The following is a 14227-nucleotide window of genomic DNA, read 5'->3' as shown; positions in this document are numbered from 1 at the left end:
GGGTTTAACCCGCGTTTTCCATGCCCGGATTGCCTTCCATGCCGACAATGCGCGGCGTGTTCAGCGGCCTGGCGGTCACTTCGCGCTGGTCGCGCAGCCAGTCGGCCAGTACGTCCCACACGGGGCGGCCGCCGGCCTTGCGGGCTTCGGGCGACACGGCGGCCCAGCCGGCCACCTTGTAGCGGCGGTCGGCGTCGATGGGCTTGCCGTCGCCCGGCCCCAGGCGCATGTCGGTAATGCGCTGGCCCATGGGCTTCATCGGGTCGATGGTGTAGCGCAGGCCGCCGGTGCGTACCATGTCGCCGCCCTGCTGGTAGTACGGGTCTGGGTTGAACAGGTTGTCGGCCACGTCTTCCAGCACGGTCTTGATGGTGGCGCCGGTCATCTCGGTGAGCGTGGTGGCCGGGTAGGTGATGGCGGTCTGGGCCATCAGCGCTTCCATGGTCAAGGCGTCGCCGGGCAGCAGCGTGGTGCCCCAGCGGAAGCCGGGCGAGAAGGCAATCTCGGCGCCCTGCGCGTGCATCAGGCCGTCGACGATGAGCTGATCGAACGTGCCGTTGAAGTTGCCGCGCCGGTACAGCAGCCCGCGATTGGTGGCCAGCGTTTCGCCCAGCTTGTCTTTGTACGGCGCGCGCACGCGGTCAATCAGCGCCGTCATGGCGGGGTCGGCCGGCAGCAGGTCGGCAAACACGGGCAGCAACGTATAGCGGATGTCGCGCACGGTGCCGCCGCGCACATCCAGATCGAGCACGCCGACAAACTTGCCGTTGGCGCCCGCGTTGGTGACGAGCGTCACGCCGCCCGCGTTGCTGACCTTGACGGGTGCGGGCACCGCGTCGTGCGTATGCCCACCCAGGATGGCGTCCAGCCCGCGCACGCGCGAGGCGAGCTTCAGGTCGACATCCATGCCGTTGTGCGACAGCAGCACGACCACCTTGGCGCCCTTGCCGCGCGCCTCGTCAATCATCTTCTGCAGCCGTTCTTCCTGAATGCCGAACGTCCAGTCTGGCGTGAAATCCGCCGGGTGCGCGATCGGCGTGTACGGAAACGCCTGCCCGATGATGGCGACCGGCACGCCGTTCAGCTCGCGCAGCACATATGGGTCGAACACCGGATCACCAAAGTCGGCGGTCTGGATGTTCTGCGCAACAAAGGCGACCTTGTTCTTGAAATCGTGATCGACCACGTGGCGCACGCGGTCAGCGCCGTAGGTCATCTCCCAGTGCGGGGTCATGACGTCCACGCCCAGCGCAAGGGCCGCGTCGACCATGTCCTGGCCGTTGGTCCACAACGCGGTGGCGGAGCCCTGCCAGGTGTCGCCGCCATCCAGCAGCAGCGCATTCGGGCGCGTGGCGCGCAGTCGCTTGATGAGCGTGGCCAGGTGTGCGAAGCCGCCCATGCGGCCGTAGCGGCGGGCGGCCTCGGTAAAGTCGAGCGCGGTGAAGGCATGGGCGGCACGCGAGCCCGGCGCAATGCCGTAACGCTTGAGCAGCGCGTGCCCGACCAGATGCGGCGGCTGCCCGGCCCATTGCGCCACGCCCAGGTTGACGCTGGGCTCGCGGTATTCAATGGGCAGCAACTGCGCGTGGCAGTCGGTGAAGTGCAGCAGGTGGACGTTGCCGAAGCGCGGCACGTCATAGCTGAACGTATCGGCGTGCGCGTCGGTCAGGCGCAGGCCGGCGGCTGCGGCAATCGCCAGGGCTTGAACGAATTCGCGACGGTTCATTATTTGGAGCTGTGTGCGTAGCGTGCCAAGTCGGCCACGTCGTCTTCCAGCATCTCGCCGACTTCCTTGCGCACCACGCGGCCCTTGGCGTCGAGCACGAGCAGTTCGGGCAGGCCCTTGCGCGGGCCGGTGGCGGCGCACAGGGCGTCGGTTTCCATCGTCACCGGGAAGGTGAAGCCGCGCTTGGCGACGTAGTCTTTCGCGAGCTGCGGGTTGGCGTCGATGCTGATGGTGAGGATGCGCAGGTCAGTGCCGCGCGTGGCGTCGTAGAGCTTTTGAAGGCGCGGGTTCTGCAGCGCGCAGAACGGGCACCACGATGCCCACGTGGCGATGATGGCGGGGTGCCCGCGCCATGCATCGCCCGGCACGCGCGTGCCGTCGAGCAACTGCACGTCGGGCAGCGCCACCACATCGCCCACTTCGACGGCCTGCGCATGATTGGCAAACTGCGTGGCGGCAAACACCATCGCCGCTGCCGTCCACATCACGAACCGTCGAAGCGTGTGCATGGCGTTATTGGTTCACTGGTTCACGGGCGAGGCCGGGTCGAACAACAGCGCCATCACATCGCGGATCTGCTGCTCGGTCAGGATGCCCTTGTGCCCGAAGCGCGGCATGTTGGAGCACGCCGCATACGCGTTGGAGTTGTAGATCTTGCCCCACGTGTAGCGCAGGATCGCTTCCGAATCGCCGCGCAGCTTGCCGTACTGGTACAGCGAGGGGCCGATGGTGCCGTAAGACAGTTCGTCTTTCGACAAGCGGTGGCACGCGTAGCAGTTGGCGCCGTTCGCGCCGCCGGCCGGGTCGGAGAACTGCATGCCGCGGCCGCTCTGCGCGGTCTTCTCGCCTTCCTTCCAGTCGCCCAGCCAGGTGTTGTCTGCCGGGTAATGGATGGTCTTGAATTGCGCGTCTTCCAGCTTCTTGGCAACCGCAGCGGGCACGGCGTTGCGGTCGGCAAACTGGCTGCAGACCTTCTGCACGTCGTCGCGGTCGGTCACGCCTTCCACGGTGGCCGGGCCCTTGGAGACAAAGCTCTCCTGGATGACCTTGGCGAGTGCCGCGTCGGCCTTGGCTTCCGGCTTGGGCGGGGTGACGGCCTTGGCGGCGGCGTCGGCTGCGTGGGCGGTGCCGGCAGCCAGGGCCAATGTGAGTGCCGTCAGAACGATGGGGGTCAGTCGGGTCATGCGTGGCCTCATCGTGTCATCGTTTGATGGACGGCGCGTCCATCTTGCCGCCGTTGGCATTGCGGGCGAGGAACATCTCCAGCGCGGTAATCACCTCGCTGCCGTAGAGCGGTTCCGGAAAGCGCTGCTGGCGCAGGCAGTCGTACAGGCGGTGCTGCATCGTGCGGACCTCGCCCTGCGAGACGCGATAACCCGGCCATGTGGAATACGCAAAGCGCGCGCCGTCGGCGGTCAGCAAGTCAGGCAGTTCCTGCAGACGGATGCGCAAACCCGGCTGGGCATGGCACGTGGCGCAGGCAAAGTCATAGGCGCCGCCGCGGTAGAAGAACATGCGGCGGCCGAGTTCGTACACGCGCTTTTCTTCGGGGTGGGCGAGCGGAATGTCGATGGCCGCGCCGCGCGATTCCGAAGCCACGTACGCCATCAGCCGTTCAATGTCCGACGCCTTGCCGGGCGACGAGAACGGGCGGGCCGATGCCTCTTCCTTGGTCAGCCCTTGCAGCGTCATGCGGCAATGCATGAGGCGCTGTTCGGCGTCCATCACGCGGCCGGTGTCTTTGAAGTAGCGCGGCAGCTTGGCGTAGGCGCCCTTCACCACGCCGGGGCCAAGGCCCAGGTCGCATGCTTCAAGCGAGGCCTGCTTGGGGCCGGCGGGCTTCTTCCAGAGTTCTTCGCCGGCGGCTTCCCAGAGTTCGGCCGGGTTGCCGTCGGCCAGCATCTCGCGGTACTGCGCGATGCCGGCGGCGGTGCTGTCCTTGGCGTCCTGCGCGGATGCCATGACGGCGCTGCCGGCAACGCACGCCGCAGCCAGCACCATCGTCCATGTCTTGTGTTTCACGGTCCCCTCCGTGGGTCGCCTACGGTTTGATATAGGCGAAACCTTCTTCCTGCTGCAAGCGGGTGATTTCCACCACGCCGGCCGGCACCACCTTGGCTTCGAGCAGCAGCTTGTCTTCCGGCACCTTGAAGGCCATCAGCGAGTTGTGGCACACGCGAAACTCCACGCCCATGCTGGCCAGTGCCGCCACCGGTGCATCAAACGGGCGGCCCTGCGCATCCTTGGCGCCTTCAACGAGGAAGTCGATGCCGTGGCCCAGCGCCACCACCACGATCTTCGTGCCGGGTGCGCCGTTCAGGTGGTTGCGCAGGTTGCCGATGGCGCGCACGGCCTGGTCGATGCCTTCGCTCAGCTGGTAGACCACCTTGTAGCGGGCACCGGCGCCGCCAGCGCGCGGGGCGTTCTGGGCAGCGGCCTTACCGGCCACACCCAAGGCCGCCAGCGCGGCGGTCACACGAAAGAAGCTGCGTCGCATGTGGGCCTCCGGGCCTTTGCTGTTTACTGAATGGACGTTTCGTCAGTGCGCTTGTCGCCGTGGTTGTCGACCCACGTGACCGTCACCTTGTCGCCCTTGGCGCCGCCCTTGAACTTGAAGTTGAGGAACGGATCTTTGGACACGGCCGGGCCGAACTGCGCGTCGAGCACGGTCTTGCCGCTGTGCTGCACCGTCACGTTGGTGATGTGCCAGGCGGGCACGACCTTGCCGGACGCGTCTTTGCGCTGGCCGGTTTCCATGTCGTGCTTCATCAGGATCTTCACGTCGGTGGTGCCGCCGTTTTCCATCGCGCGAATGCGCATCGGGTCTGCCATGGTGTGTTCTCCTGAGGTTTAACCGCCGCAGCCACCGAGGGTGACCTTCACTTCCTTGCTCGCCAGCACCCATTTGCCGTTGGCGCGGACGGCGGCATAGACCGTTGACGTCTCGCCCATCTTCACGCGCGTGCTGACAAACGGGTCGGTGCCGGGCGGAATGGCGAACGTGGCGGCCAGCGTGTTCGGGTTCTTTTCGACCAGGATGGCGATGAGGTCGGTGCCCGGCAGCGTGCTCGTCACGACCAGGGGCACCACGGCGCCGTTCTCGGCAATGTCCGGTGCGGTGAGCTGGATGCCGGCGCCGCCCTTGTCGACCGCGCCGCCGCCCAGTTGCTTGAGCACGTCGTTCACGCCCTTCACGGCAAAGGCGGCCTTGTTCCACTCGGCGGCCTGAGCCGGCGTGGCAATGCCGGCAGACACCAGCAGCGCCATCATGGCGCCGGCGCGCAGCACGTCACGGCGGCTCAGGTTGATTGCGTCGTTCATCGTCCGTTCCTCACTTGGCCGGGGCGCCCGCAAGCACCCAGTCGATCACGGTTTTCAGATCGGCATCGGCAATCTTCGGATTGGCCGGCATCGGGATCTGGCCCCAGTTGCCCATGCCGCCCTCGCGCACCTTCTTGATGAGCTTGGCTTGTGCGCCGGCATCGCCCTTGTACTTGGCGGCAACGTCCTGGTAGGCCGGGCCGACGAGCTTGCGGTCGACGGCGTGGCAGCCCATGCAGGCGTTCTGGTTGGCGATGGACAAGGCGCGGGCAGCATCAACGGCGGCCAGCGCGGGCGTGGCGGACAGCGCCAGGCCGGCCAGCACCGCCGCAGCGGCGAGCGTGGGGGCGAACTTCATGTGGTCTCCAGAAGACGAGGCTGCCCGCATGCGTGTGCGGGCGAAATGGCGGGAATCGGACCCGGTATTGTGCCCGAAACGGGCCAAATCCTATGTCGCCCGCAAATGTCGCCAGCAAAGCAAAACGCCCGGTACCTTTCGGCCCGGGCGCTTGTTTTGGGGATGCGGCGATCAGGCCATCGCCCGCCGCGCGGCCAGCCGGCCGCCAAACACGTTGAGCAGCAGCCCGGCCATCACCACCGCGCCGCCCAGCCATTGGGCGGCCACCAGGCGCTCGCCCAGCAGCACGGCCGCCGATACCAGCCCCACCACCGGCACCAGCAGCGTGAGCGGCGCAACCTGGCTGGCTGCGTAGCGCGCCAGCAACCGGCTCCACAGGCTGTAGCCGAAGATGGTGGCGCCAAAGGACAGGTAGACGATCGCGCCGATGCTCGACGCGCTGATGTTCGCCAGGCTATGCGCAATCTGCTCCGGCCCCTCCAGCCAGTACGACAGCAGGAAGAACGGAACCGGCGGAATGACGGCGCCCCACACCACCAGGCTCACCACATTCACCGGCCCGACGCGCTTGGTGACGATGTTGCCGCTGGCCCACGAAAACGCCGCGCACAGCGTCAGCAAGAAGCCGGCGGTGGTCATGCCCGTGACCGAGCCGCCGCCCGCCATGCCAATGACGGCCAGCCCGCCCGCGGCCACCGCCATGCCGGCCAGGTGGAACCAGCGGATCGGCTCGCGCAGCACGATGGCGGCAATCGCCAACGTAAAGAACGCCTGCGACTGCAGCACCAGCGAGGCCAGCCCCGCCGGCATGCCCACGTACATGGCCGAGAACAGGAACGCGAACTGCCCGAAGCTGATGGTGGCGCCGTAAGCCACCAGCCACTTGAGCGCAATCTTGGGGCGCGGCACGAACAGCACGGCCGGGAACGCGACCAGCGCAAAGCGCAGCGCACCCAGCAGCATGGGCGGCACGCCGTGCAGGCCCACCTTGATGACGACAAAGTTGACGCCCCACACCAGCACAACGGTCAGGGCCAGCAGCAGATCCTTGGGAGACATGATGATCGGAAGGTTCGGACGGCCGCCCGTGCGGCCACATGACGCACTGTAGGCGCCGGCACCTTAGGCGACTTGCACAATCTTGCGCATTGTTTGTGCCGGACGCCTCGGCCTTCCCTTGCTTAGCCCAGCATGTCCGACCAGATGGCGCGGCTCCAGCCTTGCGCCAGCTTGCCCTCGGCGGCCGAAGGTGCATCGGAAAGCCCACCGGCGCCGGGCACCGTCACCATGGTGTGCTCGGCCGCGTCGTAGCGGTGGACGGTTGCCACGTGCATCGCCTCGTCGGGCGTGGCAAAGCTGTAGCAGGTGTTCGTATACAGCGGGGACGCATCAGGCGCGTGGCCGGCGAGCATCGCCACCACGGCGGCGGCGGCCACCTTGCCGTGCTGGTTGGCCATGTGGCCCGACTTGGGCATCAGCGGCGCGGTCTGGATGGCATCGCCAATCACATGCACGCCCGGCGCCACCTTCGATTCGAACGACAGGAAATCCACTTCGCACCAGCGCCCATTGGCCGTCGCCAGGCCGGCCTGCACGGCAATCGCTCCGGCGCGCTGCGGCGGGATCAGGTTGACGACATCGGCTTGCACGTCGTCCTGCACATCGAACTTGAGCACGCGGCCCTTGGCATCGATGTCGACGGCGTTGTATTGCGGGCGATATTCGATGTGCTGCGGATAGCGCTCGGCCCAGACGCGCTTGAACAGCGCGCCCTTGGAGGTGATGTCGTCGTTGGCATCGAGGATGAGCACGCGGGAATCGGGCTTGGCGCGCTGCAGCCAGTTGGCGATCAGGCACGCACGCTCGTACGGCGCGGGCGGGCAGCGGTATGGCGCGAGCGGAATGCTGATCGCCACCGTGCCGCCGTTGGGCATGGCTTCGAGCCGATGGCGCAGCGCCAGCGTCTGCGTGCCGGCTTTCCAGGCGTGCGGCGCTTGCGCGGCGGTGGCCGCATTGGCGAGACCGGGAATCGCCCCCGGCACGAAGTCGATGCCGGGCGAGAGGATCAGCCGGTCGTAATCCAGCGTGCCGCCACCGGCCAGCCGCACCTGTTTGGCGCCGGCATCGATGGCCGAGGCACGGTCGCGCACCCAGCGCACGCCGTGGCGCTCGACCAGCGCGTCATAAGGCACGGTGATCGACGCCAGGTCACGGTCGCCCGACAGGACGAGGTTCGACAGCGGGCACGAGACGAACGCGGCGTTCGGCTCGACCAACGTGACATCGACACGGCCACCGGAAAACACGCGCACGTACTTGGCCGCCGTTGCGCCGCCATAGCCGCCGCCCACGACCACCACGCGCGCATTGCGCACGCCCGACAGCGATGCACACGCGGCCAGCGGCCCGGCCAGCGCGGTCGCTCCGAGTGCGCGCAAGAGAGCGCGCCGATCCTTGCGCAGCCATTCGCTCATGGCGCCTCCTGGGGTTGGCGTGACAGCCAGCCGGCAATGGCGGCGATCTGCGCATCGTCATAACCGCGGGCGATCTGGCCCATCACCGTGGAGGGGCGCGCGCCGCTGCGGAAGGCCTGCATTGCATCGATCAACTCGGCCTGCGAGCGACCGGCCAGCGGCGGCAGCGTCTGCGCGGCCAGCTTGGCGCCGGGCGCGGTATCGGCGTGATGGCAGCTGGCGCACGTGGCAGCCCAGGTGCGAGCCTGCAGATTGGTGGCGGGAAGATCGGCCGCATGGGCCACAGTGGGCGCGGGGGCCGTCAGCAGCGCCGCAAGCGACGCTGCGGCGGCAAGGCGGTGGACGACGGGCATCGGGGGGCTGCGAAGTCGCGGAAGCGTCATACGCTAACACGCACGGCGCACCGTGGGCCTTGTGATGCGCGCAGCCAACAAAAAACGCAGCGCGGTGGCTGCGTTTCTTGCGGTGCGATATTGCGGGTGCGATGTGGCCGAGGCCGCTTACGGCAGCTGCTTGCCCGGCGGCAGCGCGGGCGAGGTGGTGGGCGACACGGTCACGCCCGGCGAGGCCGAAGTGACGGGTGCCGGTGCCTGCGTGGCCGTCGGCGTACCCTGCGCACGCGTTGGCGTGCCTTGCGACGCGTCGGGCGCCACCGACGGGTTGGTCGACGTGGCATTCGCATCCAGGCGCTTGCGCTCGTCTTCGGTCACGTAGTCGAACACCTTCACGACCTTGTTGACGCCGCCCACGGTGCGCACGGCTTCGGTGGCCTTGTTGCCCTCGGCCTCGGTCACCACGCCGAGCAGGAAGACGGTCTGCGCTTCGGTCGTCACCTTGATGGAGTTCCAGGGCACGCCTTCCGTGCCGGCCAGCACGCTCTTCACCTTGGTGGTGATGTACGTGTCATTGGTGCGCGAGCCGAAGGTGCTCGACTCCGGCGTCACGACGATCTCGTTGACCACCTCGCGCGCGTTTTGCAGCTTCTGCGCGTATTGGCCGATCTCCTGCTTGGTCTGCTCGGTGCCGGCTTCGCCGGTCAGCAGGACCTTGCGGTTGTAGACCGTCACGTTGACGTGGGCACGGCCGTCGTAGCGCGAGATCAGCGTGTTCTCGGCTTCCATCTGCAGGCCGCGGTCGATGGTCTGGGTGGCGGTCGGGCGACGGTCGGTGGCAAGTGCCACGCCGCCGGCCACGGCGCCCGCAAACAGCGGGAAGCAGGCGGTCAACTGCGTTGCGGTAACGCCGGCCAGGGCGGCCAGCACGGCGGTGCGCGTGACCGTGCGACGGAAACGGGCAAACGTAGGCGACGAGAGTTTCATGCTGTCCTTGAATGAAGTGCAGAAGAAAGAAGAGCGAGGCTGATGCGGATTTACGCATCAACGCCAAAGGCGTCGCGCATCCATTCGATACGCGCACCGTCGATGGCAATGACGTCAAAGCGGCAGGCCGGCACATCTTCAACCTGCCGCGCGAGAAAATCTTCAGCCGCGGCAATCAGGCGACGCTGCTTGGCGGGCGTGACACTCGCGGCCGCGCCACCGAAGCGCTGCGTGGAACGCGCCACGCGGGCACGCACCTCAACGAACACCAGCGCGTCGGCCGCATCGCGCATCACCAGATCGATTTCACCGCCCTTGCAGCGATAATTGCGGCTGACCACGGCCAACCCGCGCGCCTGCAAGTAGCGCAGCGCGCGGTCTTCACCGGCCTCACCGGTGGCGGCTGTGATGGGCTGCGGCGCATGCATTCGCGGTTTGAACCAAGTGACTGAGAGAAGTTCTCGTGAGTGATCCTGACTGGACCCTGCTGGCGCACGACCAGCACTATCCCGCCGGCGCATTATATGTGGTGGCTACTCCCATCGGGAACGCGGCCGACGTGTCGCTGCGGGCGCGCTACGTGCTAGGCATCGTCGACGCGGTGGCCTGTGAAGACACGCGCAATACCGGGCAACTGCTCAATCGGCTCGGGCTGTCGCGGCCGATGCTCGCGGCGCACGAACACAACGAGCGCGAGGCAGCGGCGCGCATCGTCGCGCGGCTCGCGCAGGGCGAGCGCATCGCGTATGTGTCCGATGCAGGCACGCCGGGCGTGTCGGACCCGGGATCGCGGATTGTGGAGGCGGTGCGTGCGGCCGGCCAGCGCGTGATCCCGCTGCCGGGCGCGAGCGCGGTGGTGACGGCGCTTTCTGCCGCCGGGGAATTGCTCGACACGTCTGGTGGGCAGTTCACCTTTGTCGGCTTCCTGCCGCCCAAGGCCGGACAACGCGACGCGGCCATCCGCCAATGGGCCGCGCACGGGCCGGCGTGGGTTCTGTACGAGGCACCGCATCGCATCGAGGCCACGCTCGCTGCATTGGCGGAACACCTGCCGGCGCGACGCATTCTCATCGGCCGCGAACTGACCAAGCTGTTCGAGCAGATCGTCGTGCTGCCCGCTGCGGACGCACCGGCGTGGCTTGCGGCCGATGCCTCGCATGGCAAGGGCGAATTCGTTCTGGTGGTGGAAGGCGCTGGCGCACAAGACGCGGCACCGACCGCGATGGCGGCGGACCAGGTCTTGCGTCTGCTGTTGGCTGAGCTGCCCGCCAAGCGTGCGGCCAAGCTGGCCGGCGCGATTACGGGCGCTTCGGTGGACGCGCTGTATCAAAGCGCGCTGGCGCTGAAAAACGAAGGGAAGGACTGAGGCAGCAGGAAGGCGGCCGGATCAGCAGATCAACGGCGCTTGGCGCGACGCTTGGTCGCCTTCTTCTTGACCGGTGCGGGTTCATCGGCACCCACATCGGCATCGCCATCGTTGCTGGCGACATCGGTCTGCGTCAGCTCAGGGCGCAGCGCTTCAACTTCCGCGCGCGACAGTCGGCGGATTTCCACCTGCGTCGAACCGCGCTTGACGAAGTCGAGCCGCTTGGCTGCTGCGAACGACATATCGAGGATGCGTTTGCCGTGGTACGGGCCGCGATCCGTCACCTTGGCCACGACCACGCGGTCGTTGGACAGGTTGCGCACCAGCACCCAGCTTTGCAGCGGCAGCGACGGATGCGCCACCGTGAAGGCATTCATATCGAAGCGCTCGCCGCTGGCAGTGCGGCGGCCGTGGAAGCCGCGGCCGTACCACGAGGCGAGGCCGCGCTGCTCGAACGTGCCGAGGTCGGCGCGCAGGCCGGGGCTCGTATCGGTGTTCTCGTCGAGCTTGAGGCTGCTCGAATCGGGCACCCCGCGGAACGACAGCGTGCCCCAGGCATCGGGGTTGTCGCGCGGGTCGGCCACCTTCAACGCGGGTGCGGTGGGCTTGCTGGCCTGGAGGCCGGATTGCCCACCCGCGGGCGGTTCGCCGGGAACGGCGGCACAGCCCGCCAGCACCAGCAGCGCGGTGCCGTGCGTCAGCCAGGCACGCAGCGTGCGGCCGGCCGGAAGGCAGGAAATCGGATGGGTCAACTTGAGCATGGCCGCGAGTCTAACATGCATGCTTCGATCGTTTATTTACATTTCCTATTAAAACGATCACATCATGCTGTCATCTCGCACCAATTTTGTAATATTTTCTTTCCGATGTAACAGCACACCCCGCGAGCCCAGTGCTGGCGCGGGCTCGGCCCGATACAATCGGGTTATCCCTGCCACGTGCAAATGCGCACCAAAGATCACATGAAAGTCGTTGTCGTCCCCGTTACGCCGTTTGAACAGAACTGCACGCTGCTGATTGGCGACGATGGCGCGGCCGCCGTGACCGACCCGGGCGGCGATATCGACCGCATCCTGGCCGCCGCCGAGCAGCACGGCGCCCGCATCGAAAAGATCCTGCTCACGCACGGCCACGTCGACCACTGCGCCGCCGCCGATGCCCTGCGCACGCAGCTTGGCGTGCCCATCGAAGGGCCGCAGAAGGACGAGGCGTTCTGGATCGACCAGTTGCCGATGCAGAGCCAGCGCTTTGGATTTCCGCCGGCCAAGGCGTTCGTGCCGGATCGTTGGCTGGAAGACGGCGACACCGTGGAAGCCGCCGGCCGCACGCTGCAGGTGTTCCACTGCCCGGGCCACACGCCCGGCCACGTGGTGTTCTTCAGCGCCGAAGACCGCGTCGCCATCGTCGGCGATGTGCTGTTTGCAGGGTCGATCGGCCGCACGGATTTCCCGCGCGGCAACCATGCCGACCTGATCAACGCCATCCGCACGAAGCTGTGGCCGCTGGGCGACGACGTCACCTTTGTGCCGGGCCATGGACCGGTCTCGACCTTTGGCGATGAGCGGGCCAGCAACCCGTACGTCGCTGATCGCCTGTTTGCCAACGAAGGCTCGGCATGAGCGCAAACACCAACGACAGCGCCAACGAAAGCGACGACACCTTCGCCGACACCGCGCCGGCCGCACCTGTCGCACCCGCCGACAAACCACGCCGCAAGCGCGGCAACCAGCCGCCCGACACGCGGCCCGAAATCTACGTCAGCACCGACATCGAGGCCGACGGCCCCATCCCCGGGCCGCACTCGATGCTGAGCTTTGCCAGCGCGGCGTACCTGGCCGACAAGACGCTCGTCGGCACGTTTGAAGCCAACCTGGAAACGCTGCCCGGCGCCGAGGGCCATCCGGTCCAGATGCAATGGTGGAAGACGCAGCCCGAGGCGTGGGCCGCATGCCGCGCCAACCTTGAGGCGCCCGAGGTGGCCCTGCCGCGTTACGTGGTGTGGGTCGAGAGTCTGCCCGGCAAGCCGGTGTTCGTGGCGTTTCCGGCGGGCTTCGATTTCACGTTCATGTTCTGGTACATGATGCGTTTTGCCGGGCGCTCGCCGTTTGGCTGGGCGGCGCTCGACATCAAGACGCTGGCCTTTGCGCTCACTGGCATGCCGTATCGGCGCAACGTCAAAGCGGCCTTTCCCGAGCACTGGCACGACCCGCTGCCGCACACGCATATCGCGCTGGATGACGCGAAAGAGCAAGGCGCCCTCTTCTGCAACATGCTCGCCGAGTTGCGCAAACGCGAGGGCGAACGCGCCGCCGCACAAGTGCCCCAGCAATCTGCTCAGGATTGAGCGCCGGACGCGTCACGCATTTCACGAAGACCCGCACGCGGTTTGCCTTTTGCCCGCGTGATGCGCACACCATGCCGCAACGCAACTTGCGGGCTCGCAAACCCGCGTCTACGCTGGGCTTGTGCGAGCGACCAGACGACTGCGCCACCCGGCGCCGACAAGCAAAGCCACTCGCATACGCCATTTGCTTGCCGTATCGTTTTCGGGCCGCACGTGCCCCCGACGCCGGTGCGTGCCGGCGTCGGCTATCAGCCAACAACGGGAGGTACCGCGGTGCGATTTTCCCGTGACGCGTTTGACACGCAACACTTGCGAGCGATGACGGAGCGCTTGCATTGGCATCGCAAATCCTCTGCGAAAGCGGTCCCGCTGAGCATGCGTGCGCAGCATCTGCAGCACTTGCATCACACGCACAGCAGCGCGCACCACGACGCAGAAGTCATGAAAGTCGCCATGGTCTCGACCGCGGCGGCGCTGGCAGTGGTGCTTGCCGCCCTGCTGGCTGTTGGTTTCGGGTCAGAAATGGCCCGATGGATGGGCCTGGAATAAACCGGTGCCCTTGCGCGTCTTGACGGACGCAGCCCCGGCCCTCGCGCAGAGCGAGATACGGCCACCCCTGAACGGCCTGTCCGATGGAAATCGGCAGGCCGTTCAACTTTGTGGGGCGCGGTGAATTACTTCAGGAACGCGTCGAGCGCTTCAGGCGTGCGGCCGATGATGGCGCGGCCGTCGCGCACGAGCACCGGGCGCTGCAGCAGCTTCGGGTGGGCCGCGATGGCCTTGAGCAGCGCGTCGTCCGATGCATCGGCCAGATTGAGCTGCGCGTATTCGTCTTCGTTTTCGCGGACCAGGCTGCGCAGCGGAGTGTCGAGTTGCGCTGCGAGCTGTTTGAGGTCGGCCAGCGTGGGTGGCGTGGTCAGGTATTCGATGACCTCGAGTTGTTCGCCGTTTTTTGCGACGAACGATTGGGCTTGTTCGAGGGCCGTGCGGGATTTGGAGCAGCGGGGGTTGTGGTAGATCTGCATGGTTTTTGGGGTTTTGGGCTTTTGTGTTGGCTTGATGGGGTGTGTTGCAATCTTAAGGGGTGGGGGTTGGGTAAGGGTTTCGTTGTTGGTTGTGGGCGGATTCGTGCTTTTTTGTTTTTTGTGGTGCATCCCTTGTTTCATCCCCTGCCGGGGCTGACTCACTTTCTTTGGTCTTGCCCAAAGAAAGTAAGGGCGGTTTCAAGCTCCAAGTGCAACAGCGGGGTCAATGACGATTCCGTGCTTGGCGCAGTTCTCAATAAAGGCTTCTGCGGGAGTGCGCCAGCCGAGTGTTTT

19 protein-coding genes are annotated in these 14227 nt (G+C 66.6%); 4 read left to right on the top strand and 15 right to left on the bottom strand.

Going from position 1 to position 14227, the window contains the following annotated elements; genetic code table 11:
- Nucleotides 1-4: 4 nt before the first annotated feature.
- From soxB to R2676_RS21365, 13 genes are all read right to left on the bottom strand, one after another.
- On the bottom strand, nt 5-1726 hold the full coding sequence (gene soxB / locus R2676_RS21425; protein ID WP_206272616.1) for a thiosulfohydrolase SoxB: 1722 nt from the start codon (nt 1724-1726) through the stop codon (nt 5-7).
- The gene (locus R2676_RS21420; protein ID WP_206272617.1) at nt 1726-2235 is read right to left on the bottom strand and encodes a TlpA family protein disulfide reductase; all 510 of its coding nucleotides are present in this window, start codon (nt 2233-2235) and stop codon (nt 1726-1728) included. Before R2676_RS21420 ends, soxB begins: the two co-directional genes overlap by 1 nt.
- A 12-nt stretch (nt 2236-2247) precedes the next feature.
- Complete coding sequence (gene soxX / locus R2676_RS21415) at nt 2248-2910, bottom strand: sulfur oxidation c-type cytochrome SoxX (protein ID WP_316857524.1); 663 nt, start codon at nt 2908-2910, stop codon at nt 2248-2250.
- A 16-nt stretch (nt 2911-2926) separates the two neighbouring features.
- On the bottom strand, nt 2927-3727 hold the full coding sequence (gene soxA / locus R2676_RS21410; RefSeq protein WP_206272671.1) for a sulfur oxidation c-type cytochrome SoxA: 801 nt from the start codon (nt 3725-3727) through the stop codon (nt 2927-2929).
- Between the two features lie 40 nt (nt 3728-3767).
- Nucleotides 3768-4223 (bottom strand): DsrE family protein, encoded by a 456-nt coding sequence (locus R2676_RS21405; RefSeq protein ID WP_004628735.1) that lies wholly within the window; start codon nt 4221-4223, stop codon nt 3768-3770.
- 23 nt (nt 4224-4246) lie between these two features.
- The gene (soxZ, locus tag R2676_RS21400; protein ID WP_004628733.1) at nt 4247-4558 is read right to left on the bottom strand and encodes a thiosulfate oxidation carrier complex protein SoxZ; all 312 of its coding nucleotides are present in this window, start codon (nt 4556-4558) and stop codon (nt 4247-4249) included.
- A gap of 18 nt (nt 4559-4576) precedes the next feature.
- Nucleotides 4577-5047 (bottom strand): thiosulfate oxidation carrier protein SoxY, encoded by a 471-nt coding sequence (gene soxY, locus R2676_RS21395; protein ID WP_206272621.1) that lies wholly within the window; start codon nt 5045-5047, stop codon nt 4577-4579.
- Between the two features lie 10 nt (nt 5048-5057).
- Nucleotides 5058-5405, bottom strand: a complete 348-nt coding sequence (locus R2676_RS21390; protein ID WP_012436693.1) for a c-type cytochrome — start codon at nt 5403-5405, stop codon at nt 5058-5060.
- 171 nt (nt 5406-5576) lie between these two features.
- Entirely contained in the window at nt 5577-6464 is an 888-nt protein-coding gene (locus R2676_RS21385; protein WP_206272622.1) for an EamA family transporter, read from the bottom strand.
- Between the two features lie 122 nt (nt 6465-6586).
- Nucleotides 6587-7879 carry an NAD(P)/FAD-dependent oxidoreductase gene (locus R2676_RS21380; protein WP_206272624.1) on the bottom strand — a complete coding sequence of 431 codons (1293 nt, stop codon included), beginning with the start codon at nt 7877-7879 and terminating at the stop codon, nt 6587-6589.
- Nucleotides 7876-8232, bottom strand: a complete 357-nt coding sequence (locus tag R2676_RS21375) for a c-type cytochrome (RefSeq protein ID WP_206272626.1) — start codon at nt 8230-8232, stop codon at nt 7876-7878. Before R2676_RS21375 ends, R2676_RS21380 begins: the two co-directional genes overlap by 4 nt.
- 147 nt (nt 8233-8379) lie before the next feature.
- Nucleotides 8380-9198 (bottom strand): BON domain-containing protein, encoded by an 819-nt coding sequence (locus R2676_RS21370; RefSeq protein WP_206272628.1) that lies wholly within the window; start codon nt 9196-9198, stop codon nt 8380-8382.
- A 50-nt stretch (nt 9199-9248) separates the two neighbouring features.
- Nucleotides 9249-9626, bottom strand: a complete 378-nt coding sequence (locus R2676_RS21365) for a YraN family protein (protein ID WP_206272629.1) — start codon at nt 9624-9626, stop codon at nt 9249-9251.
- A 35-nt stretch (nt 9627-9661) separates the two neighbouring features.
- Here R2676_RS21365 and rsmI point away from each other — a divergent pair, with 35 nt between their 5' ends.
- The gene (gene rsmI, locus R2676_RS21360; protein ID WP_206272631.1) at nt 9662-10564 is read left to right on the top strand and encodes a 16S rRNA (cytidine(1402)-2'-O)-methyltransferase; all 903 of its coding nucleotides are present in this window, start codon (nt 9662-9664) and stop codon (nt 10562-10564) included.
- Between the two features lie 29 nt (nt 10565-10593).
- On the opposite strand, the gene R2676_RS21355 is transcribed toward rsmI, so the two are convergent.
- Nucleotides 10594-11325 (bottom strand): septal ring lytic transglycosylase RlpA family protein, encoded by a 732-nt coding sequence (locus R2676_RS21355; protein WP_206272673.1) that lies wholly within the window; start codon nt 11323-11325, stop codon nt 10594-10596.
- Between the two features lie 201 nt (nt 11326-11526).
- On the opposite strand from R2676_RS21355, the gene R2676_RS21350 reads away from it, so the two are divergent.
- From R2676_RS21350 to R2676_RS21340, 3 genes are all read left to right on the top strand, one after another.
- Nucleotides 11527-12183 (top strand): MBL fold metallo-hydrolase, encoded by a 657-nt coding sequence (locus tag R2676_RS21350; RefSeq protein ID WP_206272633.1) that lies wholly within the window; start codon nt 11527-11529, stop codon nt 12181-12183.
- A complete protein-coding gene (locus R2676_RS21345; RefSeq protein ID WP_206272635.1) occupies nt 12180-12908 on the top strand; it encodes a 3'-5' exonuclease family protein in 729 nt (242 codons plus the stop codon). Before R2676_RS21350 ends, R2676_RS21345 begins: the two co-directional genes overlap by 4 nt.
- A gap of 273 nt (nt 12909-13181) precedes the next feature.
- Nucleotides 13182-13457 (top strand): hypothetical protein, encoded by a 276-nt coding sequence (locus R2676_RS21340; RefSeq protein ID WP_009239603.1) that lies wholly within the window; start codon nt 13182-13184, stop codon nt 13455-13457.
- A 125-nt stretch (nt 13458-13582) separates the two neighbouring features.
- Here the strand turns inward: R2676_RS21340 and arsC are convergent, their stop codons facing one another.
- Entirely contained in the window at nt 13583-13933 is a 351-nt protein-coding gene (arsC, locus tag R2676_RS21335) for an arsenate reductase (glutaredoxin) (protein WP_206272637.1), read from the bottom strand.
- Nucleotides 13934-14227: the final 294 nt, after the last annotated feature.

This window comes from Ralstonia flatus, from assembly GCF_958439105.1.
Lineage (GTDB): Bacteria > Pseudomonadota > Gammaproteobacteria > Burkholderiales > Burkholderiaceae > Ralstonia > Ralstonia flatus.
This window is presented reverse-complemented; position numbering and strand designations above follow the sequence as displayed.